General features: G+C 49.9%; 14 protein-coding genes. 5 read left to right on the top strand and 9 right to left on the bottom strand.

The genetic code is table 11. From position 1 onward, the window contains the following. Positions 1 to 11: 11 nt before the first annotated feature. On the bottom strand, positions 12 to 2,525 hold the full coding sequence (locus LZD49_RS29965; RefSeq protein WP_234671701.1) for a phosphocholine-specific phospholipase C: 2,514 nt from the start codon (positions 2,523 to 2,525) through the stop codon (positions 12 to 14). Positions 2,526 to 2,802: 277 nt separating this feature from the next. Between LZD49_RS29965 and LZD49_RS29960 the strand changes: the two genes are divergently transcribed. From LZD49_RS29960 to LZD49_RS29940, 5 genes are all read left to right on the top strand, one after another. Beyond that, positions 2,803 to 5,199: a TonB-dependent receptor gene (locus tag LZD49_RS29960; RefSeq protein WP_234671699.1), complete on the top strand. Its 2,397-nt coding sequence runs from the start codon at positions 2,803 to 2,805 to the stop codon at positions 5,197 to 5,199. Positions 5,200 to 5,230: 31 nt separating this feature from the next. Continuing rightward, positions 5,231 to 6,439, top strand: coding sequence for a DUF4374 domain-containing protein (locus LZD49_RS29955; protein ID WP_234671698.1), 1,209 nt, complete (start codon positions 5,231 to 5,233; stop codon positions 6,437 to 6,439). A gap of 154 nt (positions 6,440 to 6,593) precedes the next feature. Beyond that, positions 6,594 to 7,154: a TetR/AcrR family transcriptional regulator gene (locus LZD49_RS29950; protein ID WP_234671696.1), complete on the top strand. Its 561-nt coding sequence runs from the start codon at positions 6,594 to 6,596 to the stop codon at positions 7,152 to 7,154. A gap of 65 nt (positions 7,155 to 7,219) precedes the next feature. Beyond that, complete coding sequence (locus LZD49_RS29945; RefSeq protein WP_234671694.1) at positions 7,220 to 7,972, top strand: SDR family oxidoreductase; 753 nt, start codon at positions 7,220 to 7,222, stop codon at positions 7,970 to 7,972. A gap of 140 nt (positions 7,973 to 8,112) precedes the next feature. Further along, positions 8,113 to 10,332, top strand: a complete 2,220-nt coding sequence (locus LZD49_RS29940) for a S41 family peptidase (RefSeq protein WP_234671693.1) — start codon at positions 8,113 to 8,115, stop codon at positions 10,330 to 10,332. A gap of 2 nt (positions 10,333 to 10,334) precedes the next feature. Here the strand turns inward: LZD49_RS29940 and LZD49_RS29935 are convergent, their stop codons facing one another. From LZD49_RS29935 to LZD49_RS29900, 8 genes are all read right to left on the bottom strand, one after another. Beyond that, positions 10,335 to 12,794, bottom strand: a complete 2,460-nt coding sequence (locus LZD49_RS29935; RefSeq protein WP_234671692.1) for a TonB-dependent receptor domain-containing protein — start codon at positions 12,792 to 12,794, stop codon at positions 10,335 to 10,337. Between the two features lie 99 nt (positions 12,795 to 12,893). After that, the gene (locus LZD49_RS29930; protein ID WP_234671691.1) at positions 12,894 to 13,709 is read right to left on the bottom strand and encodes a helix-turn-helix transcriptional regulator; all 816 of its coding nucleotides are present in this window, start codon (positions 13,707 to 13,709) and stop codon (positions 12,894 to 12,896) included. Positions 13,710 to 13,842: 133 nt separating this feature from the next. Beyond that, positions 13,843 to 14,376: a YceI family protein gene (locus LZD49_RS29925; protein WP_234671690.1), complete on the bottom strand. Its 534-nt coding sequence runs from the start codon at positions 14,374 to 14,376 to the stop codon at positions 13,843 to 13,845. Between the two features lie 187 nt (positions 14,377 to 14,563). After that, on the bottom strand, positions 14,564 to 16,090 hold the full coding sequence (locus LZD49_RS29920; protein WP_234671689.1) for a VCBS repeat-containing protein: 1,527 nt from the start codon (positions 16,088 to 16,090) through the stop codon (positions 14,564 to 14,566). 94 nt (positions 16,091 to 16,184) lie between these two features. Continuing rightward, complete coding sequence (locus LZD49_RS29915; protein WP_234671688.1) at positions 16,185 to 17,963, bottom strand: RagB/SusD family nutrient uptake outer membrane protein; 1,779 nt, start codon at positions 17,961 to 17,963, stop codon at positions 16,185 to 16,187. 25 nt (positions 17,964 to 17,988) lie between these two features. Then, positions 17,989 to 21,558, bottom strand: a complete 3,570-nt coding sequence (locus LZD49_RS29910) for a TonB-dependent receptor (RefSeq protein WP_234671687.1) — start codon at positions 21,556 to 21,558, stop codon at positions 17,989 to 17,991. Between the two features lie 210 nt (positions 21,559 to 21,768). Beyond that, positions 21,769 to 22,860: a FecR family protein gene (locus tag LZD49_RS29905; RefSeq protein WP_234671686.1), complete on the bottom strand. Its 1,092-nt coding sequence runs from the start codon at positions 22,858 to 22,860 to the stop codon at positions 21,769 to 21,771. Between the two features lie 85 nt (positions 22,861 to 22,945). Then, on the bottom strand, positions 22,946 to 23,539 hold the full coding sequence (locus tag LZD49_RS29900) for an RNA polymerase sigma factor (protein WP_234671685.1): 594 nt from the start codon (positions 23,537 to 23,539) through the stop codon (positions 22,946 to 22,948). Positions 23,540 to 23,666: the final 127 nt, after the last annotated feature.

Raw genomic sequence — 23,666 nt, 5'->3', positions numbered from 1 at the left:
TAGCCAAACGGTTACCTGGCCATAAAAGGGTCTGTCACACTCTCCCTACCCGTTTCCACACGTCCGGCAAAGCGCATTACCGCACCTGACGCTCCGCTATGTACGTTGAAGTCATACCAATGATGGCTTTTGGACGCCGGAATAACCGTTTTTACCGTTCCCTCAATAGGCACTTTGGCTTCGATTTTTTTCTGCTGATAGGCATTATCGGTTACTTCGAACGCCAGTGCTTTCTTGCCGTGATTAATAGTCGTAAGCTCCACGTCGCCAGTCGGTTTGCCGTTTTTATCCAGAACATACCCGCAACGAACGCTTACTGCCGGTTCCTGTGCATTTCCGGCAAACTCGCGGAAATAGCCATTGGGCCCGTACACGCGCAAATGGTATTCGCCACCCTCAAAGCCCGACAGTTTGAACGTCTCCGTAAGCGTATCGCCGACTTTCACCGCATAATTCCAAACCCGCAGCACCTCGCCCTCATAAGGATTCAAAGCATAAATAATGAACGGGGCACCAACAGATTTTTTACCAAATACTTTGTCAGCCGCATGCATCCGTATCTCGAACGCGGCCTTGTCCGCTGAAAGAGCGCCGTCGACATACAACTCGTAAGGAATCGCGCAGGAAGGCCGCGTGCCGGGTTCCTGTTTAGGTAAAAAAGCCAAACCGGCCGGATTCGCATTGATTTTGCCAACTTCCGCCGCCGACAGCGCCTTAAAATTGGCTGGAACGTCCTTAAACTGGGCTTTATGAATGGTTGTCAGGATTTCATCGCGATTGACCGGCTTCGGTTTCTTATAGGTCGACGGGTCATAAGGCTGGAATACCGAGCTGATATTACCGCAAACCGTCCGACGCCATTCTGTAATGTTGGTTTCACGAACTTCTTTTTTCGATTTATGGCTGCAAAATTCTTCCAGAAACTGGATAATGGACGTGTGGTCAAAAACCTGTGAACACACCTTCCCTCCCCTTGACCACGGCGAGGCAATCACCAGCGGCACCCGAAAGCCGAGTCCGATCGCGCCGGCTCGCGCACTCGTTTTAGGAACCTGGCTTGCGTCCTGTTCGAGTGTCACGTATTCCGCTTTGATATCTATACCGTTGGAAACTTTTCCCGAGTTGGGCTTAAACGGATCCGGAATTGAAAAGGGCGGGATATGATCGTAATAGCCGTCATTTTCGTCATAGCAAAGGATAAAGATCGTTTTCTTCCATACTTCCGGATTTTTGGTCAGGATATCGAGTGTCTCGGAAATGTACCAGGCACCATACCACGGGGCCGAGGGATGGTCAGAGAAATTCTGAGGCGCCGCGAGGTAGGACACTGCCGGCAGTTTACCTTCATTCACATCCTTTCTGAACTGGTAGAAAATATCGCTTTTCGGCATATCCAGCTTTCGGGTCTCCCCTCCTTCTTGGTAGGTCAATGAGGTGAGTTGGAGATAATCCGGGTCGTTACGGTTGGTTACGAACGCATTGCGGTGCAATTCCTGCTCAAATACCGACAGCTTTTTGAAATTCTCTTCGCTATGCGCTGCCAAATCCGTTTCCAGCCTTTCGAGCAATGCATGGCGCTGCTCCCAGGATTTGTTCAATTTATCCTTTTCAGCTCCTGTTGCAGCTTCCAGCTTTTCCTTCAATGCAGGCAGGTCCTTTTTGATGTTTTCAACTTCCAATTGCGCATAATGGATAAAATCCGGCGAAAACTTCACGCGGTACTGGGCATACCGCTCCAAAGGATTACAGCCGAAATTGCTCAGCCATGAGCCCTTCCCCGGATGGAACTGCATCACGGCGCCGACCTCGTTCTGGTAAAACTTCCAACTGATACCGGCCTCCTGCATACGTTCCGGGAAAGTCTTCCATTTCACTGGTTTGTTAATGGAAAAGTAGCTGTTACGCACGACAGCCAGCGAGTCGATATCCGGATTTTCGCGGATCGTCCCCGACCAAAGGTAATAACGGTTGGGGTGAGTGGGCGTCATCGACGAGCAGAAATTCTGGTCGCATATCGTAAACGCGTCGGCAAACGCGTAATAAAAAGGAATATCCTCGCGATCGTAATAGCCTAAGGTCAATGGCATTTCTGCATACTCCTTATGGCCCGATCGCTTGGATGTGAGCCATTTATCATATTTACCTCCATTGTACGCATCCACCTGCGACTCGCGCGAGTGCGGCAGGTCGTGCATCCATGTGGCTTTGGTATTCTTAATATCGAGACGGAATGGCGCGTAAGTATCGCCTTTCAGGTCGGTTTGCAGCCATACCTTGTTTTTATTGGGCAGATCGATCGCCCGCGGGTCATTAAAGCCGCGCACGCCCTGCAACTTTCCATAAGTATGGTCGAAAGAGCGGTTTTCCTGCATCAGGATCACCACATGCTCGGCATCCAGGTAACTCGTATTCGGATCAGGATGGATCGCCATCGCACGCTGCACCGACTCAGGGAGCAGGGACGCAACACCAGCCCCGCCGGCCAGCATAGTCGCCTTTTTAATAAAATCTCTTCTTGAATCCATGGGGTTTAGTATCGGTGGTTGGGAAATGTACAAGAACATTGAACGGCAAAAATACTTGGGTGCGGAGCGGTTCGCGGTTATGAGAGTATTAAGAATTGGTTTGGGATAAATCTTAGATGGTGTATCAACTTCCGGGAAGCTTATCCAGTCAGCCAAATTGAGTGATGACTACGGCTTCTTTGACCAGCATTCTTGACCAATTTTATTTTTTTCAAATTCAAGCTTCGGGCGATGCGGCGGTGGCGCTACTATGAGTTGATTCAAGACTCAATCCTTCATGCCACGCAGTTTATTTACCTATTTACTCCTCCTGATTATTCTCAGTCTTCTTGCGCTGAACAGTGATGCGCAGAAAGTGCCATCCGTTTCCGGATATGTTAAAACCGAAACAGGCGAAGCGTTGCCGGGAGCAACCGTTTCACTTTTGAAAACAACTCACGGTGTTACTACCGATGCGAATGGCTTTTTCACTTTGCCTGCGGTAAAGGCGGGAAGTTACACCGTCCAGGTTTCGTTAATAGGTTACAAAAGTGCTTCCGAGAGCATCAGCATCCAGGCCGGAAAGACCGCTACTTTAAATTTTCAACTTCAAGAAAACCAGCAAAATCTCAATGAAGTAAGCGTTTACGGGAAAACAGAAACGCAAGCCGTGAAAGAGCAGGCCTTTGCGGTGAATGCCATTGAGATGAAACAGTTTCAGAACACTACCGCAGACCTTAATCAGGTACTCAATCGCAGCGCGGGTGTACGTATCCGCGAGGCAGGCGGCTTGGGTTCCAATTTTAACTTTTCGATCAATGGCCTTTCGGGAAAGGCAGTAAAATACTTCATCGACGGCGTGCCGATGGAAGTAATGGGCAGTGCGATGTCGCTGAACAACATCCCGGTGAACTTGTCGGAGCGCATCGAGGTGTACAAGGGCGTGGTACCCGTGCAGCTGGGCTCCGACGCCATGGGCGGTGCGGTGAATGTGATCACCAACCAGAAGCAGACCAACTACCTCGATCTCAGCCACAGCTACGGCTCATTTAACACCCACCGTTCAGCATTAACCGCGCAGTATGTGCACAAACCTACCGGTATTACCTTGAAAGCAAGCGGCTTCTTCAACTATTCGAACAACAATTACAAAATGAAGGGCGTGGAGATCCTGGAAGGTGGGACGCGTGTGGGAAACCAGATCGTCGACCTGAATGGGGCCAACTTTGTCGTGACCGATGTGAAGCGTTTCCACGACCATTACCGCTCGGGAATGGGCCAGGTGGAAGTAGGGATCACCAACAAACGCTGGGCTGATGTACTTTATGCAGGTTTCGGTTATTCAGAGAGCAAGCAGGACCAGCAAACCGGCTTTGAGCAAGCCATTGTTTACGGAAATGTGACCCGCGAAGGCAAATCGGCTACCGGAACGTTGCGGTATAAAAAGAGTAACCTGTTTGTAACGGGCCTCGATGTGAATGCATTTGCATCGCTTTCAACGGACAAGTACCTCACTACCGACACCTTGCTGCGCCAATATTACTGGGACGGCACCTGGACGACCAAGGGCGCTACCGAAATGGGCGGGATTAGATCATTGTCGCACATCATCCGCCCGCGGCAGTTTGTGCGTGCGAATGTGAGCTATACCCTCAACGACCAACATTCATTTAACCTGAATTACACTTTTGATCGCCTTAAAAACGAGAATTACAACGAATTGCTCGTTTCGGGTGACGATATGCCAGGGATTATGACGAAGCAGATCATCGGGCTCGCTTACCAGCAGGAGTTGCTCGACAAGCGCTGGACGAATACGTTTTTTGCCAAATACTACGGCCTGGGCCTCGAACGGAAGAAATGGATCGACAACGGCTACCAGGTCCTGACCGACAATTTTCCCAACTACGGTTATGGCGCTGCCTCGCGTTACAAAATCCTGCCCGACCTGGGTGTGAAATTTTCGCTCGAACATACATTCCGTTTGCAGGAGGTTGAAGAGGTTTTTGGGGACGGACTGAACGTACAGCCTAATCCCGACCTGAAACCCGAGCGTAGCGACAATGTGAACCTGGGCTCCTATTACGGTTTCCGTACCGGCAAACATCGCTTCTTTGCCGAGGCAGCCGGTTTCTACCGCAATGCGTCGGACTTTATCTACCCTGTGGCCGACCAGCGCTCAAAGGCATTAAAGAACGAAAACAAATCGAACGTGCGCGTGACGGGCTTCGAAGCCGAACTCCGGTACGACTACGCCGACCTGCTATCATTCAATGTGAATGCGACCTACCAGAGCGCAGTCAATATGACCAAGTTTGGCAGTACCGCATCCAATGTGCCCGAGGCTACCTATAAGAATAAGATCCCTAACCAGCCGTGGTTCTTCGGCAATGCCAATTTCGGCATCGGGAAAAGTGACGTGTTTACCAAAGGCTCGCGTCTGCAATTCAGCTGGTTTACGCAATATGTGCACTGGTTTTATCTGACCTGGGAGGCTTTCGGCAACGTGAACGGCAAGTCGACGATCCCAAGCCAGCTGATCCACAATGCCACATTGAGCTATTCCTTCCATGACGGTCGCTACAACATTTCAGCCGAGAGCCGCAACCTGACCGACGAGCTGGCCTATGACAATTTCAGGCTTCAAAAGCCCGGCCATGCCTTCGCGCTGAAACTTCGGTATTTCATTCATTAAGCAACCCAAATTTTTATCCATAACACCCAAAATGAACAAATTTTTCAGCTACCCGGCGAAAGCCATCCTGGTTGCCCTCACCGCATTCATGCTAAACGGATGCAGCGATAGCGACGACAACGGGAACACTCCTGTGAAAGAAGAAGGCAAATATTCGGCGGTCCTTTGCGTAGGCGCGTGGCCCAACACCGCTTATTACATTGCCGATGTACCTTCACTAATGAGTGGCACCATTAGCCTCAAAGGCAACGGAGCCGAAATGACTGGCAAAGTATACGCGCAGGATATTATTCAAAAAGACGGCTTTTATTACCACGCCAACTTCGGCAGCGGCCGTTTCGGTAAGTATCATGTCGAAAATGGTGCTTTAATTACAGACAAGGAAGTACCCTTTACATTCCTTAATTGGAGCTCTTACGTATGGGTGGACGATCAAACGCTTGTGATATTGGGCGAAGCGGAAGGCGAAGGCCGTTATGCCATTGTTAAGGTAGCTGATATGACGCTTACTACCGGTAAACTCGACCTGAAAGCCAAACCTGCCGGCTTCACCGGTTACAATTTCGGTTTCTCGGAGTACCGGGATGGCAAGCTTTACCTCGGTTACGGCTATTCGTTCTCAGACTGGTCGCAAGATCCCCTGCCTGTCAATCCCGACTTTAATGTGGCGGTCGTAAGCTATCCTTCCATGAAAGTCGAAAGCACGATCACCGATGCGCGCACAACTACGCCCGGTGGCCCGATCGTGTATGCTCCGGCATCGTTCAAGGATGAAAGCGGTGATATTTATTTCATCAGCGACCCGGTGGCAGGTTATGATTATAAATCGCCATCGGTTGTGTATCGCATCAAAAACGGTTCAACACAACTGGATGCCAGCTACTACTTCGACCTTTCCGCCAAAACGAACAATGGAATGGGCGCGGCCATGTGGTACATTGGAAACGGAAAAGCGATCGTCCGCACGCGCATAGGAGGCAAATCGATCGATGCGGAGCATTCCTTTTCTGTGATCGACGTGAAAAACGGCGCATTTATCAAAAAGCTTGACCTTCCCGCCGATGTGGGCGAACGTATGGTGAATGCGGTGGTACTGGAAGATGGCAAAGCATATATCGCCGTCAACTCTGCCACAAAGGACAATATCTGGGAATACGATCCCGCGTCCGACAAGCTCACCAAAGGTGCAGAGTTTGTAGATGGCATCGACTACATCCTCCGTTTGGAAAAAACCAAATAATGGGCTCATAGTCAGCCTTATCTTAAATACCGAAAAGCCCTGCGGAACATGATTCAACAGGGCTTTTTCTTTTTTCAAAAATATTTTTCCCAAAATATTTGCAAAACTTACTAACTAGTAAGTAAATTTGAGCCATCATTTCAAATCATTCGTCATGAGATCAGAAACTAAGGACAAAATTGCGGAACTCGCCACCGAACTGGTGCAGCAGGTTGGGTATCCTTCTTTGAGCTATCAGCAGATCTCATCTCAGCTTGGCATGAAGAATGCGGCGGTGCATTACCATTTTCCAAGCAAGGAAGACCTAGGCCTGGATGTGGTGCGTCGTGACCATGAATTATTTACCAAATTTACCACCAGCCTGGAAGGCCAAAGCGCTGAGGAAAAGCTGGATGCGTTTCTTACAAGCTATCAGCAGCTTCTTGAAAATGGCAACCGGATATGCATGATCGGCGCCAGCGCGTCGGATTATAAGCAACTCCCCGACTCTATCCGCCAGGAAGCGACCACTTATCTCTCGGAAGTGAAAGATTGGTTTACGCGCCTGCTCGAAAATGGTAAAGCCGATGGCGTATTTCAATATAAGGGAAGTGCTGCCGGAAAAGCCGCATTGATCACCTCCGCACTCGCAGGCGCATTGCAGCACGCCCGGTTGATCGGCAATGACCATTACCTGGCCGTAGTGGCGCAATTGAAACTGGAACTGAAACCATAATTTTTTTGCCTAATAAACTTACTTACTAGTAAGTATATAAATTTAACTATTTTAAACAAAAGACCATGTCGACACAAAAAGTAGCATTCATCACCGGCGGTAACCGCGGAATAGGATTTGAAACAGCCCGCAAACTGGGTAAATTGGGCATCTTGCCGGTAATCGGCGCACGCAACGGGGCTGCGGGACAAGAGGCGGTTGAAAAACTGAATGCCGAAGGGATCATTGCGGAATCCATCCAATTCGATGTTCTGAACGACGCCGATTATGCGGCAGCTTATGAGTACTTCGAAAGCAAATTTGGCAAGCTCGATATCCTCGTAAACAATGCCGGAATCAGCCACGAGGGAGAACCATTTGCGGCGATCGGTAGACCGCATGCCACCAGCGGCTTGTCGCGTGAGGCATTGCGGGATACATTTGAAGCCAACTTCTTTGCCGTGGTTTTTAGTACACAGGCATTGCTGCCGCTGATCAAAAAATCGGAAGCAGGCCGTATCGTGAACCTTTCCAGTAACCTCGGCTCGCTAACGCTTCATTCCGATCCTTCGTCACAAATATATGCGGTGAAAATGTTCGCCTACGACGCTTCCAAAACTGCTTTGAATGCATTTACCGTCCATCTGGCGCATGAACTGAAAGACACTTCCATTAAGGTAAATTCGGTGAATCCGGGCTGGGTGCATACCCCACTGGGCGGCTCGGTGGCACCCATGTCACCCGAGGAAGGCGCCGAAAGCAGCGTGCGCATGGCTACGCTCGATGCCGACGGTCCAACAGGCGGATATTTCTTTCTGGACCAAAACATTCCCTGGTAAACAGTATCCTGGCCCCCAAAAGCCCCGATGCCGGCATAGCAGGTGTCGGGGCTTTTCATTTACTATAAGGTAACATTCTTTTTATATCCGGTTACAGTATTAGCATTAGTAACTCTTCTTTTACAAAGAAAACTTACGCCATGCGATCCTTATTGGTAATGCTCCTCTGCGTGCTCCGTGTTTCAGTCGCCACGGCTCAGCAGTCTTCATTGACAGATTTCAATCTTGATTTTGAAAAAACCGGTCAGAAAATCCCGCGGCCGTGGATGGAATGGGGAAAGGGCTATCTGCTCTCTGCGGATACTACTGAAAAGCATCATGGCAAAGCATCCTTGCGCATAAAATCGCCTGAGGTTACGGAGAATATCCAGTTTGGCTGCGTGGCCAATGCCATTCCCGCGGCATATAGCGGAAAAGAAATTGAATTGCGCGGTTACCTCAAATTTACCGGCGTCGACAAGGGTTGGGTAGGCCTGATGATGCGCATAGACGGGCCGTCGGGTGCGCTGCAACTCAACAATATGCAGGCCGAGAACATCCGTGGCACAGAAGACTGGAAGCAGTACAGCATTAAACTGCCTTATCCGTCCGGCGCGGAAAAGATCTACATCGGTGCCTTACTGGCTGGTAGCGGCACGCTCTGGGCCGACAATTTTGAACTGCTGATCGACGGTAAACCGTTCACCGAAGCGCCGCCGAAAAAGGCTTATCCCGCCGCGCTCGACAAAGATTTTGCCACCGGCTCAAAACTGGCCATCGGCCCAGGTTACCCGCTTTCGCAGGCGCAAATTGACCAGCTCGCCGATCTTGGCAGGATATGGGGATTTGTGAAATACCACCATCCGGCCGCAGCCGACGGCAATTTCAATTTCGACAACGAACTCTTTCGGGTGGCGACGCCATTTATTGCCGCCAAAACCGATGCGGAACGGCAGCGTGTAATCGCGCAATGGCTGGCGAAACTGGGCCCTGTGATGGTACTTTCATCCGACGCGGTTCCCGCCAACGCCGTGATCAAGCCCGATCTGGCCTGGATTGGCACCGCCGGAAAAACGCTTTCGCCTGTATTGGACTCGATCCGGAGAGCCAATCGGACCGGTGAACACTATTACATCGGTACCTACCCGAATGTTGGCAATCCCGACTTTAAAAACGAAAATGCCTATGATCAAATGGCGTATCCCGACGCAGGTTACAGGCTCCTGTCGTTGTTCCGATACTGGAATATGATCGAGTATTTTTTCCCATACAAACCACTGATCAAAGAAGACTGGTTTGCGGTGCTGAAAGAATTCGTACCCAGGTTTGTGATGGCGCGTGACGAAACAGAATATAAGCTCGCCGCGCTTGCGCTGATTGCGCGCGTGAAGGACTCGCACGCTAACCTGTACGGCCAGCACAATGCACTGGACAAGCATTTTGGAAAAAACTTCGCTCCCGTGGAATTGAATTTTGTGGAAGGAAAGCCTGTGGTCACCGACTATTACCATGCGTCATTGGGCGAAAAATCGGGTCTGAAACGTGGCGATGTCATCCAGACGATTAACGGAAAGCCCATTGCTCAGATCATCCGTGAGCAGCAGCCCTACACCCCTGGTTCCAATCCGGTCATTCAATTGAAAACCATGGCGCCTAATCTGCTGCGGAGCAACGATTCCACCTTGGCAATCACTTACAGCAGAGAAGGAAAAATACAAAAAACCAATATCGGGTTGTTTCCCAGAAGCCAGGTGAATATTTATGCCAATTACAATAAAAAGGACACTTGCTTCAAAATGCTGCAACCGGACGTAGCTTATATTTTTCCGGGAAAATTCAAAAATGCATACTTGCCTGCCATCGCGCCCGAAGTACAGAAAAGTAAAGGCGTGATCGTGGATATGCGCTGCTATCCTTCCGATTTCATGGTTTTTTCCTTTGGCCCGATGCTCTTACCTGAACCAAAGTCCTTTGTGAAGTTTACGGTTGGCAATCCCCGCATGCCCGGGCTCTTTACATTCACACCCGAGCTCAAACTGGGTGCCCAAAATCCTGACCATTATAAAGGCAAAGTGATCGTTATTGTGAACGAAAACACACAGAGCCAATCGGAGTATACGACTATGGCATTTTCCGCAGCTTCAAACGTAACCGTAATCGGCAGCACCACAGCCGGGGCCGACGGCAACGTTTCGCCCATTGTTTTACCCGGCGGCCTTCGTACAGGCATCAGCGGTATCGGCATTTACTATCCCGACGGCCGGGAAACGCAGCAAATCGGCATTGTACCTCAAATCGAAATAAAGCCCACGATCCAGGGCATCGCCGAGGGGCGCGACGAACCGCTTGAAAAAGCTTTGGCGCTGATCAATGGAAAGTAGATTCAAAACTCCCGGTCACCAAACTCGCTGGCCGGGAGTTTGGCTTTTTTGGTGAGCTGGTTCAGATTGTAGCTTAGGTTAATGAGAAAAATGTCTGTTTCCTGTATGTAGTTGGTGGTTGTATAAAATTCCTTTCCCCAGGTCGTGATGCGTTGCTGATTTGCATCCAATAGCCCGAAATCCATACTCTGCCATTGCAAGGTGGCTGCAAGTTTACCTTTCAGGAATGTCTTTTTGACGGACAATGAAGGGTTTACAAATCGGGAATCCTCGCCTTGCGCCGTCACCCGCTTTGAGAGATAGTTAATGGCCCATTGCACTTGCCATGCATGGGTGAGCCTGAATGTTGTGTTCGCATTGATAGAATATACCAGCGACGACGTGTTTACATCCACGGTATTACGGAAAAGTCCTCCCTCGATTTTGTATCGGTACACATTAGCGCCTGCATACAATTGCCACCATTTGGCAAGGTTCACAGTGCTACCCGCCTCCATTCCCCATGATATGGCCCGGCCGGCGTTGGTATAAATGCGATTGATAATGCTGTCATTATAAACGCTGTTGACACGGTTGACCACATTTTTAATGCGCTGATGGTACGCTGTCAGAAATGCGCTGCCTTTTTCAAACTCCTTCGCAGCCCCCACCTCCGCCTGACCGATAAATTCGGGCAGGATATCCGGATCGCCAGATTCGAGCGTTTCCGAATGCTCTCGCTCAGGAAATGGGTTCAACTCGTTGGTTGTGGAGCGTTGCACACGTCGGGTGTACCCTGCCTTGACACTCCAGCCATGGCCAGGCTGGTATTGCAGTTGCGCTGATGGAAAAAAATTGGAAAGTTCAAGCTTCCGCGGTCCGGTACCAGCCGCTTCGAAACGACGGGTGGCATATTCATAACGCAAGCCTCCGGAATACGCCCATTTGCCCGCTTTTCCGCCGTACTGTCCGTAAACTGAATGGATATGGTTTTCCACGCGCGTCCGGCTTGAAAATTGCGGCACGAGAACAAATTCGCCGCTTTCCGGATTTTGATCGAGATATTGAAAGATTCCTTTCTGGACCTGATTGCGATATTGATAACCCGTTTCCAACTTTCCTTTCCCAATTGGTACTGAATAATCGCCTTGCACACGATACGCATTCAATGGATTTTCACTCGGGTTCCTTGAATGCTGTAACGTGCGATCGCGGTCGGGTTCAGCCAGATTGATATTCGTAGTCAGCCCGTCGAGCTTTGCAGATTCTATCAGGCCCGACAGCACCAGTTCCGACTGGTTTGCAAAACGATGGGTGTAATCGAGGTTACCTAACGTGACATCGTTGGATTTTTGCGCGACATTGGAGTTGAAATAAGTGATTGCACCTACATTCGCCCCGGTTTCAATATTTGTTTTACTATTGTGATAAACCAGATCAGCCCGACGCGACTGGAAGCGATAACCTTTGTATAAACCCGCCGACAACACGTGGAATGGGTCGGCAGTGAAAGTCACCGAGGCCCTGGTCGTGTAATTGTACCGCTTTAAACTTCGCTCGCCATCCGAAGGGAAGGAGGTAAAAATGTCGCCTAATGTGGTGTTCACGTCGCCCGTGCGCCGCCCCGCAATGTCGTTTCGCTGGTAATTTCCGCTCACATTCACCTCCCATTTACCTGCTTTGAGTCCCCATGCGGCGTCCGCCCCGAAACGCTGCGGCGCTTTCAGGTTATGATATGTTTTTATGGATGGCACACCTCCCTGGATGTTCAGCACAAGGCTTTGACTGTCCCTTCCAGCTACTTTCGTAGTAATGTTGATGATTCCCGATTTGCCATCCGGATCGTAACGCGCCGACGGGCTGGTGATTACCTCGATATGCTCGATACTGTTCGCGGGAATCTGGCTAAGTATCACCGACGGCTCGGTTTGTACCGGTTTGCCATTGACCAGCACCAGAAAGCCCGTCGAGCCGCGCAGCGTAATGTCACCTTCGCTGTTTACCGTTACCGAGGCCGTATTCCGAAGCACGTCTATGGCTGTGCCGCCCTGGCTACCCAGGAATTGCCCGGCCCGGTATACTTGTCGATCGATTTGGCTTTCCACGGATTCCCGGTTTCCTTTCACATCTACCGCATTCAGCAGCCGCTCGTCGGCCAGCATGGCAACCGGCGGCAGCGCCATTGTACTTGTCCCATCCGGGAATGCAGGCAACGCCATCCGGGCATTATGGTAGCCCATCAGCTGCATCTCCAGATAATAACCTGCAACAGCAAGCTTCTCAAACCGAAAATCACCCTGATCATCGGCCAGAACGCCGTTTATCAGTGTGGAATCAGCAGCGCTGTACAATGCCACCGAAACATAGGGGAGCCCCCTACCCGACTGCTTGTCTGTAATTTTGCCGGTAACGGTCATCTGGCGCTGTGCCCAGGCCGGGGCCATAAGGCAAAGTAACAAGGCTGTTTGGAAAAAAAGCTTCATACGGGTTATTAACCGCCATCCATGGTGTTGGCTGATGCGGTAAAAATAATCCTACAAAGTCAGTAGACTTTTGTACTTCCCGTCCGAATTCTGGTATATTCAGGAAATGCCCTTCCGGTAAATGCTTGGCAATACGCCGGTTTGTTTTTTGAAAAATTTGTTAAAATGGGAGGGATCGGTAAATCCCAGATCATAAGCTATCTCACCTATATTGGCTTGTGAATAGAGCAGCAACCGCTTGCTTTCGGTCGCCAGCTTTTCGTAGATCAAGGCCCCGGCTGTCTTATCGAGAAACTTCCGGCAATGGGCATTCAGTGTCTTTGATGTCACATTCAGCTCACGGGCGTACCAGTCCAGCTCGCGTACGGTTTTATAATTCGTGCCCACTAAGGCAAAAAAGGATTTGAGCAACGGCGTTTCAGGCCGTTCATCGACCTGTGCCGTTTCGCGTTTGAGCAAGTTGAAAAGCAGTAAAAGATAAGTCTGGATAATCGCCTGGTAGTTCGGGCGTTGTTCGGTATGCTCATTTTCAATATTTTCAAAAATACCCAGCACCGTCGGTCCGGTATGTTCGAGGTGATAACCACTGCCGAATGTGAGCGGGAAAGTCTGAAAAAGCGCGTCGTAAAGCGGATGGCCGAGCAGGAAGTCCTTTTGCACCATGATCACGTATCCTTTGGGAATGGCTGTCAATGCCCAGTTGTGGATCTGGCCGGGCATTACCAGGTATAAACTGTTTCCACGGACCGGAAAGCGGTGATGATCGATCTGGTGCAGCCCATCCCCCTGTGTGAGGTAAATGATTTCAAGATATTCTTTATGACCGTGAGGATTAGTGGTTTTAATCACCTCCTTCATTCTCTTAATCCGGAACAACTCTTTGTCATTCAGCTTATTCTTGATTTCAATATGCATATAAAAAGGGAGCGCTGATAATCTACTAATTTAATAGGACATGCAAATTAAAGCAAAAACCCCTTATCGCGAAAAGAGGGTGCCACTGAAACAGGACACCCTCTCGCACGTCAGCTACTCTAAATAATGACTGTTATGCTTGCTTGGCCAACTGGATATTGGCCAGGATCTTGATGTTCTCGCCCAGGGCAAGGCCTCCGGTTTCGGTCAGCGAATTGAAAGTAACGCCAAACTCCTTGCGGTCGATCGTACCGCTTACTTCAAAACCTACCTTGGTATTACCCCATGGATCACGCTCGGTACCGCCGTATTCGGCCGCCAGCTCCACTTCTTTGGTAACTCCTTTGATCGTCAGGTCACCTACGAGTTTGTACAGATCGCCTTTGTCCTTTTTCAGGGATGTAGAAACAAAACGAAACTCGGGAAATTTCTCTGCTTCGAAAAAATCGGCATTGCGCAAATGCTCGTCACGACCTGGCTGACCAGTGTCTACGCTGTTGACGTCGATCGTAAAATTGACATTTGCATTCTCGAAACTATCGCCGTTGGTCAGTGCAGAACCGCTGAATGTGCGGAAAAAGCCGGTTACGGTCGAGATAACGAGATGTTTTACTTTAAACTGAACTTCTGAATGTGCAACGTCCACATTCCACGTTGTCTGGGACATGATTTCGATGTGTTTGGATGGTATGAATACTTCAAACCTGGCTCGTGACTGATGGTTGCAACCAGTCACAGAAGCCGGGCGGCAGTACAAAATTACCCCAAGCACACTTCCAAGATCGAGTACTTACTCCAAGGTTACCACTATACATTGGTATACCGGCCGGCACGATCGGGGGGCACAGAGCACATCATTGGTTGGCATTCTCCAAAACCAAAAACGGCAGATACACATTCCAATCCGCCTTCACCTCTTCCTGGTTCAAAAAACCTTTTGAATAATTTCCCAAAACAATATCCGGATCGCCGTCGCCATCCCAGTCATTGACATCCATACAAATCCAGCGGCCGAGCCCGGAAATGGGTGGCGAAAATGGTTGAAATTTTAAACCGCTCGTTGCAGGCGACTCATTTCTGAAATAAAGAAATTTCTCAGCCGGATTGTGATGCAAATCCGCGAAGAATGCAACCGAAGCAATGTCGGGGTCGCCGTCTCGGTCAAAGTCGGCGGCCATCGCCTTGGTGGCGCCATTCACAGGGTAAAACCAATTTTGTTCAAATTGGAAGTTTCCTTGATTAAGAAAAATATAAATGCCGTGATAAGGCTTTAAAATACGGGAGTAGTCGCTGTTGTCGCCCGCGGTGTAAAGAATATCCGGCTTTCCATCGCGGTTGAAATCGGCCAACTGAAAGCTCGATGAGCCGTAAACCGGTGGAAAGCGGAGCAGGTTCTTCTCTGAAAAACCACCTTTCTGATTATTGGTAAAAAGCCAGATTCCCTCGTCGGCATGTGCGAATAATGCGATAATATCCGGCCAACCATCGCCATTGAAATCCCCGGTAACGGACTGCGTCGCACCCGCTACTTCACGAACAGGTATTTTTTCAAACTTTCCTTTGTCCATTTGCATAAATACATACAACCCGCCCAGGGCGTGCCCAAAGGCGGAAACGGCGTAATCCGTTTTCCCGTCGCGGTTGAAATCTGCTTCGGTGGTATGCAGCGGCCGTCGTAAGCCGGTAATAAAAGGTTGCGCATCCGGTTTGCCTGTTGGTTCAAGGCGATAAAGTTCACCCTGGCTTACATCATAAGCCTTCATCTCCCCTACCGCCGTCACTATCGGCGAGCCCGAAAAAGAGACATGAATGGCAGGCGAAGGCAATAAAGCCATTTCTTCCTTTTTAAAAGTATTATTCCATTTTATTAGTGACGAAACCTCCGAGCTGCTGGTAAAAACGGCTTTGGATGCTGTGTCGATAGCCACCATCGTCGTGGTTGCCAGCCGGGCCGTATCGCTGGCGGGTGTTTTAAGCTTAAAATTTGCCCAATCCGGGCTGACCGCCGCCGGCGAATGAGCCGCAGACAGGCTGGCTGGTGCCAGCGAATCGTAGTATGCGACGATGTTCATCCATTCAGCAATGGGCATTGCTGATTTTTCGCTGGCAAAATATTGGCTTTTCTGCCAAACCTCGATCCCCAGATACGGTGCCATGGCAGGCAACACCTGGTTTTTCCAGGTATCCTTATCCAGCAATGCAGGATCGACGGGCAAATGGCAAGTACTACAATAGCGTTTGGCGGCATCCCTGCCCGCGGCCAGCTCGCCCGTCAATTCTTTTTCGCCCGACCCGCCCGCTGGCCCGCACGACTGGACTGCCACCATGGCAACAAAAATTCCGATGACCAGCAAGCCCGAAAGCCATTTTAACAAATTCATAAGCCCAATTAATAACCCCTTCTATTATAAACAAAAAGAGGCAGTTATAAACCGCCTCTTTCAGCGAAGGTCGCCACCCTTGGTATTAGCTTGCTTATTGGTAACCGGGATTCTGTTTCAATGAAGAGACACCGTTTTTGGTACTCAAATCGATCTGCCGTTGCGGGATCGGATAGTACTCGTTCACATTTTTCAGGAACTTGCCGCCTCTCACGTCCGGCGTAACCTTACCTTCAAATGCGATGTAAGCGTTGAGCGTCTGCTCGGCAATGCCCCAGCGCGACAAATCGAAGAAACGGTGGCCTTCCATAGCCAGTTCAAGCTTCCGTTCGAAGTAAATCGCGGCCAATGCGCCGTCCTTCCCCTTGGCAGCAAATGCACCCGCAGGATATTGCGCGATTTTGTAATTCGCGGCCGGTGTTTTGGTAAAACCACCCATGGGCTTACTCGGATCGTTGTAAGTGTACACCCAGCTCTCGGGTTTTGCGGCACGTGCACGCACGCGGTTCACATATTCCTGTGCTTTCGCAAGGTTGTTCTGCTGCGCTTCCACCTCGGCCGCCATCAGCAACACGTCGGCAAAACGGATCACCTGAACATTGATGGCCGTTCCCGGAGCCCACGAATGCTGATCAGAATATTTATCCTGGGTTGCCTGCCAGTACATATTCTTCTTAGGCGAATAAGGGCCGGCGTAGCTTTGGTCGCGGATCCAGGTCTGGCCCGGGTGGTTACCCCAGTCGAGGAACGGGATGCCCCTGCGGCCTACTGTCCAGTCGATGCGCGGGTCGAGCGCCGTAGTACCATCCGGCGCAAATGCAGCTTCCGATTTGATACCCATATCGTTTTTCAGTATCGTTGCATTGTAATCGGCCACTTTCGGCAGACCAGCTGCATCGGTTTGGAAAGAGTTGGCCAGGTCGACACTCGGCTGATAGAACCCGCAGCAACGGAACGGCGAATTGTAAGGAAAGTTCAGCATACCGCCCGTGTTGGCATTGTCGATCGTGTTGGTACCGTCGTTGGCAGCCATTTGGATCGCAAAAACCGACTCAGCGAGGTTTTTTTGAGCAGCATCGAAGTTGTCCTGGTATTTAGGCAACAGGTCATATTTCAAACCATTGCTGGTCACGCCTTGTGTGATCACCTGATCGAAGATAGTCTTTGCATCGGCGTATTTTTTCTCGTACAAAAGCGTCTTGGCCAGATACGCCGCAGCGGCCCATTTGTTCACGCGGCCTACATCGGATTGTGTGGCGGGAAGGTTGTCCATCGCAAACTTGAAATCCGCTTCAATGTTCGGCCAGATATCGGCGTCATTCTTCACCGCCGCCGGATCGGGTGTATTTTCATCCACCCAGGGCACCATATTGAACATTTTCTTCAGTTCCGAATAATAATGTCCGCGAAGGAAACGCGCCTGGGCCGAATAATCGGTTTTTTCGGCGTCGGTCATACCCGACGTAACGAGGGGGACAAATTTCAGCACGGTATTGGCGCGGTTAATACCCTCATAGGCTGCGCGCCATTTGCTGTTGAAGAATCCGTTGCTCGGGCCTGCGCTGTAAATCATAATGGAGTTAATCCCCGGCTGATCCGCACCATCACTGCCCTTCTTGGCATCTCCACCGGCGATACTGCCGTAAATCCAGTTGTCGGCGGCAGCGTCCCAGGCACTGGCAGCTCCTACACCGTTGCCATCCAATGCTGCGTAAGCGCCTACCAACAAGCTTTGCACGCCTGCTTTCGTGGTCAACTGGGCGTCGCTCAACGATCCCAGTGCGGGTTTATCCAGAAAACTCTCCTGGCACGAATACGATATCAGCCCGAAAATCGCAACCAGCGCTATCTTTGAAAATCTCAATGTCTTCATCTCTTTCTGTTTTAAATACAGTGAATTAGAATGTCAGATTTAAACCAACCAGGAACTGGCGGGTGTTTGGATACACCCCTTCATCCAGGCCGAATGCGGTAGAACCGGCCACCTGGCTTTGTCCCACCTCAGGATCCGGGCCCGAGTATTTGGTGATCGTAAACAGGTTGGCGGTTTGCACATACACACGCAGGCGATCGATTTTCAATGCCTGGGTCAGGTTTTTCGGCAATGTGTAGCCGATCTGGGCATTTTTGGCGCGCAGGTACGAGCCATTCTCTACATAGTAAGAGTTCGGCACGTTGGTGGTGCTGAATGAACCGGTGTTCTCCTGAATAGGCGCAGTAGCGTTCGTGTGCTCAGGCGTCCAGGAATCGTACAATGCGGTGTTGCTTTTCGCGCCCTGGAAGTTGGTGTAGAAGTCGTGCCACCATTTCAGGTTGTTCCAGATCTGGTTGCCCTGCACCCCGTACAGGAAGATCCCGAAATCAAAGTTTTTGTAAGTAGCGCCAATATTCAGACCGTAGCTGAACTTAGGGCTCGGATTACCGAGGAATGTACGGTCATCGGCGGTAACCAAGCCGTCGCCATTTACATCCTGATAACGGAAACGACCTACTTTTACTTCGTTCTGATAAACTGCCGCCGGGTTACCGCTTCTTTCCGCAGCCTGCGCATTAGCCTGGTCGATTTCCGCCTGGCTATTCCAGAAACCTGCGATATTGTACCCGAAGAATTGTCCGATCGAATGGCCGACTGCGTTACGGACAATGGTGCTTCCGTTGAAACGGCGACCTTCCTGATCGAAGTAAGTCACCCCGTCGGTAATCTTCACGATTTTGTTGTTGTAGGTAGTCAGCGTTACGGTTGCATTCAGTTTCAGATCCTTACCAATGGTCTTCTCCCCGTAAAGCGACATGTCTATCCCCTTGTTTTTCATCTGTCCGATATTCACCGCAGGCGCAGTTCCTTGTCCCACAGTTCCGGCCAGCTCAGGCGAGAAGAGAAGGTCGTCGATATTTTTCTGATAGTAATCGATCGTGAAATCGATCGCCCCATTAAACAGCGATGCATCGATACCGATGTTGGAGTTGATGTTACCTTCCCATTTCGCACTCGGGTTACCCACGCGGGTACGTTGGAAACCTTGTGTAGTGCTGTTGCCTGTTCCCTTGATGTCGTAGAATGCGAAACTTCTGTTCTGACCGTAAGTGGTAAATGCATTGGCAGGGTCCACATTGAACTGGTTACCCATAATACCCCACCCACCGCGGATTTTCAGGTCAGTAAGCCAGGTCGCAGTTCTCATGAAAGCTTCCTCTTTCAGTCGCCAGCCCGCGCTCACAGCCGGGAACCAGCCATATTGCGAAGTAAAACGGGAAGAACCGTCACGGCGCAATGTTCCACTTAACAGGTATTTGTCTTTGAAGTTATAATCTATCCGGCCGATGTAGGAGAACAACGCATCCCACGAACGGTTCGAGAAGTTGGTAGGCGTTCCGGAACCGGTGGTAAGGCTTGTATAGTTCGGGTCAAAAGAGAAATAGCTTTGTGTTGAACCACCCACCTCGCGGTAAGAGCTGCTATATGCCTCTGTTCCCAAAAGCACCTTCACATTGTGCTTGTTGTCGAAAGAATGATCGTAGGTAACAGTGTTGGTCCAGGTCCAGTTATAGCCCGAATTGACACGTTCCGAGTACGCGTTGGTCGTTACGTTTTCGGAGTTCTCCCATTCAGGATAGGCAAATGTGTTCTCGGCGTAGGTGAACAAACCACCACCGAAGCTGGTGCGGAAGTTCAGATCTTTCAACACGTCCACTTCCGCAAACATATTACCGAACAGCGAGTTGGTGAGCCCCCGGTTATTGCGCGCCCGTTCACGGATCGCCACCGGGTTTTTAGCATTACCCAAACCGCTACCGAAAGAACCTGCATAATTGCCTTGCACGTCATACACCGGAATGATCGGTTGCATCCGGTAAGCCATACCGATACCGCCGCCTTCTTCGAGAATGCCTGTACGCGGGTTGTCAACCAGTGTCAATGCGATGTTTTCACCTACCCGGATCTTTTTAGTCACATTATACTGGCTGTTGGCACGAACGGTATAACGTTTCAGATACGTGTTCGTCAGGTTACCTTGCTGGTTGAAATAGTTGAACGAGAACAGATAATTGCCCAGCTCGCCACCACCGCTCACCGAAAGGTTATGGCTTTGTGTAGGCGCATTCTTGAAAACCTCATGGAACCAGTCGGTACCCTGCTTGTTGGCTTTCACGATCCGGTAAAACGAATCCATATCCGACTTGTCGGTATAACTGGGGTTCACATAATATTTCGAAAGATCGACCTGACCTTCCTTAACGCCGGTAGGAACGATGTAATCGGGCAAAACGGCCGTTTCACCGGCGCCATATTGCGGATCGTTGATCGTTGCGCCGGAGTTTTTGAGGGCGAGAAATTTCAGATCGGCCATTCCCTGAGGCGAAAGAATGTCGTACACATTGCCTTTCGGAACAGTTTGCCTGCCGTAAAACATATCGTAGCTCACTTTCACCTTGCCCGAGCCACGTTTCGTGGTGATGATCACCACACCGTTGGATGCACGTGAACCATAAATGGATGCCGAGCCGGCATCTTTCAGCACCTGCATCGTAGCTACGTCGTTGGGATTCAGGTTGTTGATATCCTGCGTAGGAACACCGTCGACCACAAACAATGGCGTATTGTTACCAAACGAGTTGATACCGCGGATACGGATCTGCGGTGCCTGGCCCGGCTGGCCGGAAGTCAACACGGTAACGCCCGAAGCGCGGCCTTGCAACTGGTTGCTGAGGTTGGAGTTGGGCTGCTCTGTGAGTTCGGAAACTTTTACAATGGAGACAGCGCCGGTAAGGTCTTTGCGGCTCGCCGTTCCATAACCAACCACAACTACTTCATTCAGAAGCTTCTGATCCTGTGTGAGGGTAACATTGAGCGTGTTCTGGCCTGCGGCTACATCCACATCTTTCGATGAAAACCCTACAAAACTAAACGTCAGCGTTACATTGCCATCCGGTGCATCGATCTTGTAAAAGCCCTGCGCATCGGTACCAGTGCCGCGTGAGGTACCTTTGACCACCACGGAAACGCCCGGCAGATAAGAGCCGTCTGTGTCGATGACGGTGCCGGAAATGGACCGGTCAAGGACAGCCGAATTATAGCTTTGCGGGCTCAGTTTTTCGACGGGCAACTTCACCCGTTTCAGGATGATTTGCTTACCCGACACTTCGAAATCAAGATTGAGTGGGGTCAGAATCGTTTTTAATGCGGAGCCCAGTTGTTCCTGCTGGACGTTCACGCTTACTTTTCGTTCCGCTTTGATAAGGCTGGAACTGTACAGGAACTTTATTTTAACCTGGTCTTCAATCGCTGACAACACTTTACGAACGTCCTGATTCTGCATCTGGACCGTAACGCGGTTATTCAGAACCTCCTGCGCTTCGGTAACACCGGCCACGGCCACGGTCGTCAGGAGTGCAGCAATGATAAGTTGCGTACAACTGAATCTCATAAGGATCTGCCAATAAGCATAGTTAGGATACAATTTTTTCATAACTTTACTAAGTTTTGTTACATGGAAAATGGGCAAAACGAATCCTCCATCCGCTGGTAACGGATGTAATCGTAATGGGGATAAACTTGGGGTTGGTGATGGTACAACATCATCAACCTTTCTTTTTGGGGAGTTTTTATTAAATCATAGAAGCAGTTGGGGGTTTAGATTGTTAGTTAGGTTTATTTGCATTTGGTAAATCACTGAAAATTAATTACATCCGCGACCAGAAACGACCACCTGGCCATCGATAACTTCAAAACTAGCCTCGATCCCTTTGCAGATAAGGTCCATCTTTTCGTATAGGTTTTCGGTTGTGAACGAGGCTGTCAGCAGGCATTGTCCGAACAAACGGTGGTCATATACGATGTCGATCCCATAGGTCTCCTCGATGTTTCCGAATACGCTGGCGACGGACATATCCTGAAATTTCAACAGCGGCGCTGGTAACACCGCCGAAGCAAGGATTTCTGGTGACGCTACAAGTTCTTTGCGGATCTGAATATGGTCTCTGGAAAAAAGCACTTTTTGGTTGGGGGTAATGACTGTTCCCACCAGCTCCGGCGTGCGGATACCCTCGCAGATCTCCGTGTCCGTACGCGGGAACACCGACACCCTGCCTGTCTTCACACATACCTCCACCTGCTTGGCATCATCGAATGCCTTCACCATAAAACTTGTACCCAACACCTTGGTTACCAGCTCGTTTGAATACACAATAAATGGCCGCTCATGGTTTTTGGTCACAGTAAAAAATGCCTCACCCGATAGATAAACTTCACGCAATGTGTCGGACATAAAATTTCTCTTGTAACTCACGCTGCTTTCGGGTTGCAGAAGGATCGTGCTCCGGTCGGGCAATGTGAGCAGGATCGGCTCCGTCGCTGTATTCCTCTGTTCGATCAGCGGGTCTTCCACCGCCGACACCAATTCCTCGTAACTCACATGGGTATCGTGCCGGTTCGGCTTCCGTAACCAGCCAATCACCAGCAGTACCACCGCGGCGGCCGTCAACGACGCCCCTAAACGGAACCATAACCCACGAACCTGACCACGGTCTTTCCGGCTTGTGATTTCATCGAACATGAATGCCACCTGGTTATCTGTAGGGAAATCCTCCTCTACCTCGGACCTGATACCTACCAGAATAGCCTTGGCACTCGCAATGGTTTCGGCCTTTTCAGGGTGTTCGGCTAAAAAATTCTCCCAAAACTTGTCGGTATCCGGGCACGGTGTGCATACCCAGGACTTGAAATATTGATCTTCCAGAAAATCAGTTACTTCAAAATGATAGTAACCCATCAGTATGATTATTTGATGAAAAATTTGAAATGGCGCTCAACAAGAAAGAGCAGGAGAGGGACATGTTTAACTCACTTTCTGAAAATTATTTCAGAATAAATAGTAACAAACCTGAAATGGCAATTGAAATGGTGAGCTGACGTAGCTTGCAGACAGCCCGTTGGACGAGATTTCGCACTGATTGCTCATTGATAGTAAGAAGCTGCGAAATTTGGGAATAGCTGAAATCGTGGTAAAACCGAAGGATCATCACCTCATACTGCCGCCCTGGCAGGCTTTTCAACCATGCGTCGAGCTCGTCTTTCTGCTTTTGGAACTGCTCCGACTCAATGATCTCGCTTTCTTTTGAAAGTGTTACGGGGTGAAAGTCTTCATCAACATATTCCCAACGTTCGTTTAAACGGCCATTACATGCTTTATGAATGCGCCTGCGAAGCGAACGGAAAAGGTAAAAACGGGGAGATTCAGCATCGGCCAGCCGGGAGCGGCTTTGCCAGAGGTCTATAAATAAATCCTGTACCAAGTCTTCTATCACCGCTTCTTCCGTGATGAGCTTTTTGCCGTAGCTGTACAGAACCCTGACATACCGTTGATACAGTAGGGTAAATGCCTCTTCGTCGCCCTGCCGGAAGCGCTGCCAAAGAATTCTATCGTCGGTATCGGTAAAAGATGAAGCCAAACAGTCAGGTTTTTTGCTTTAAATCAAAAATACTAAAAAATGTTTAAATAGAACAATTTTAACGCAATTTGTCTTCGAATATTAGCATTTTCCTATGCAATATTGACAAGTTTTCCGACATAAAACG

The organism is Dyadobacter sp. CY261, assembly GCF_021440085.1.
Lineage (GTDB): Bacteria > Bacteroidota > Bacteroidia > Cytophagales > Spirosomataceae > Dyadobacter.
The sequence above is the reverse complement of the archived record's forward strand: the minus strand, read 5'-3'. Positions and strand labels throughout refer to the sequence as shown.

Bases quoted from the DNA above. Each gene is read 5' to 3' on its own strand.
- LZD49_RS29910 (WP_234671687.1), bottom strand. From the start codon at position 21,558: ATGAAAAAATTGTATCCTAACTATGCTTATTGGCAGATCCTTATGAGA.
- LZD49_RS29945 (WP_234671694.1), top strand. From the start codon at position 7,220: ATGTCGACACAAAAAGTAGCATTCATCACCGGCGGTAACCGCGGAATA.
- LZD49_RS29965 (WP_234671701.1), bottom strand. From the start codon at position 2,525: ATGGATTCAAGAAGAGATTTTATTAAAAAGGCGACTATGCTGGCCGGC.
- LZD49_RS29950 (WP_234671696.1), top strand. From the start codon at position 6,594: ATGAGATCAGAAACTAAGGACAAAATTGCGGAACTCGCCACCGAACTG.
- LZD49_RS29925 (WP_234671690.1), bottom strand. From the start codon at position 14,376: ATGTCCCAGACAACGTGGAATGTGGACGTTGCACATTCAGAAGTTCAG.
- LZD49_RS29920 (WP_234671689.1), bottom strand. From the start codon at position 16,090: ATGAATTTGTTAAAATGGCTTTCGGGCTTGCTGGTCATCGGAATTTTT.
- LZD49_RS29930 (WP_234671691.1), bottom strand. From the start codon at position 13,709: ATGCATATTGAAATCAAGAATAAGCTGAATGACAAAGAGTTGTTCCGG.
- LZD49_RS29940 (WP_234671693.1), top strand. From the start codon at position 8,113: ATGCGATCCTTATTGGTAATGCTCCTCTGCGTGCTCCGTGTTTCAGTC.
- LZD49_RS29905 (WP_234671686.1), bottom strand. From the start codon at position 22,860: ATGGGTTACTATCATTTTGAAGTAACTGATTTTCTGGAAGATCAATAT.
- LZD49_RS29935 (WP_234671692.1), bottom strand. From the start codon at position 12,794: ATGAAGCTTTTTTTCCAAACAGCCTTGTTACTTTGCCTTATGGCCCCG.
- LZD49_RS29915 (WP_234671688.1), bottom strand. From the start codon at position 17,963: ATGAAGACATTGAGATTTTCAAAGATAGCGCTGGTTGCGATTTTCGGG.
- LZD49_RS29955 (WP_234671698.1), top strand. From the start codon at position 5,231: ATGAACAAATTTTTCAGCTACCCGGCGAAAGCCATCCTGGTTGCCCTC.
- LZD49_RS29960 (WP_234671699.1), top strand. From the start codon at position 2,803: ATGCCACGCAGTTTATTTACCTATTTACTCCTCCTGATTATTCTCAGT.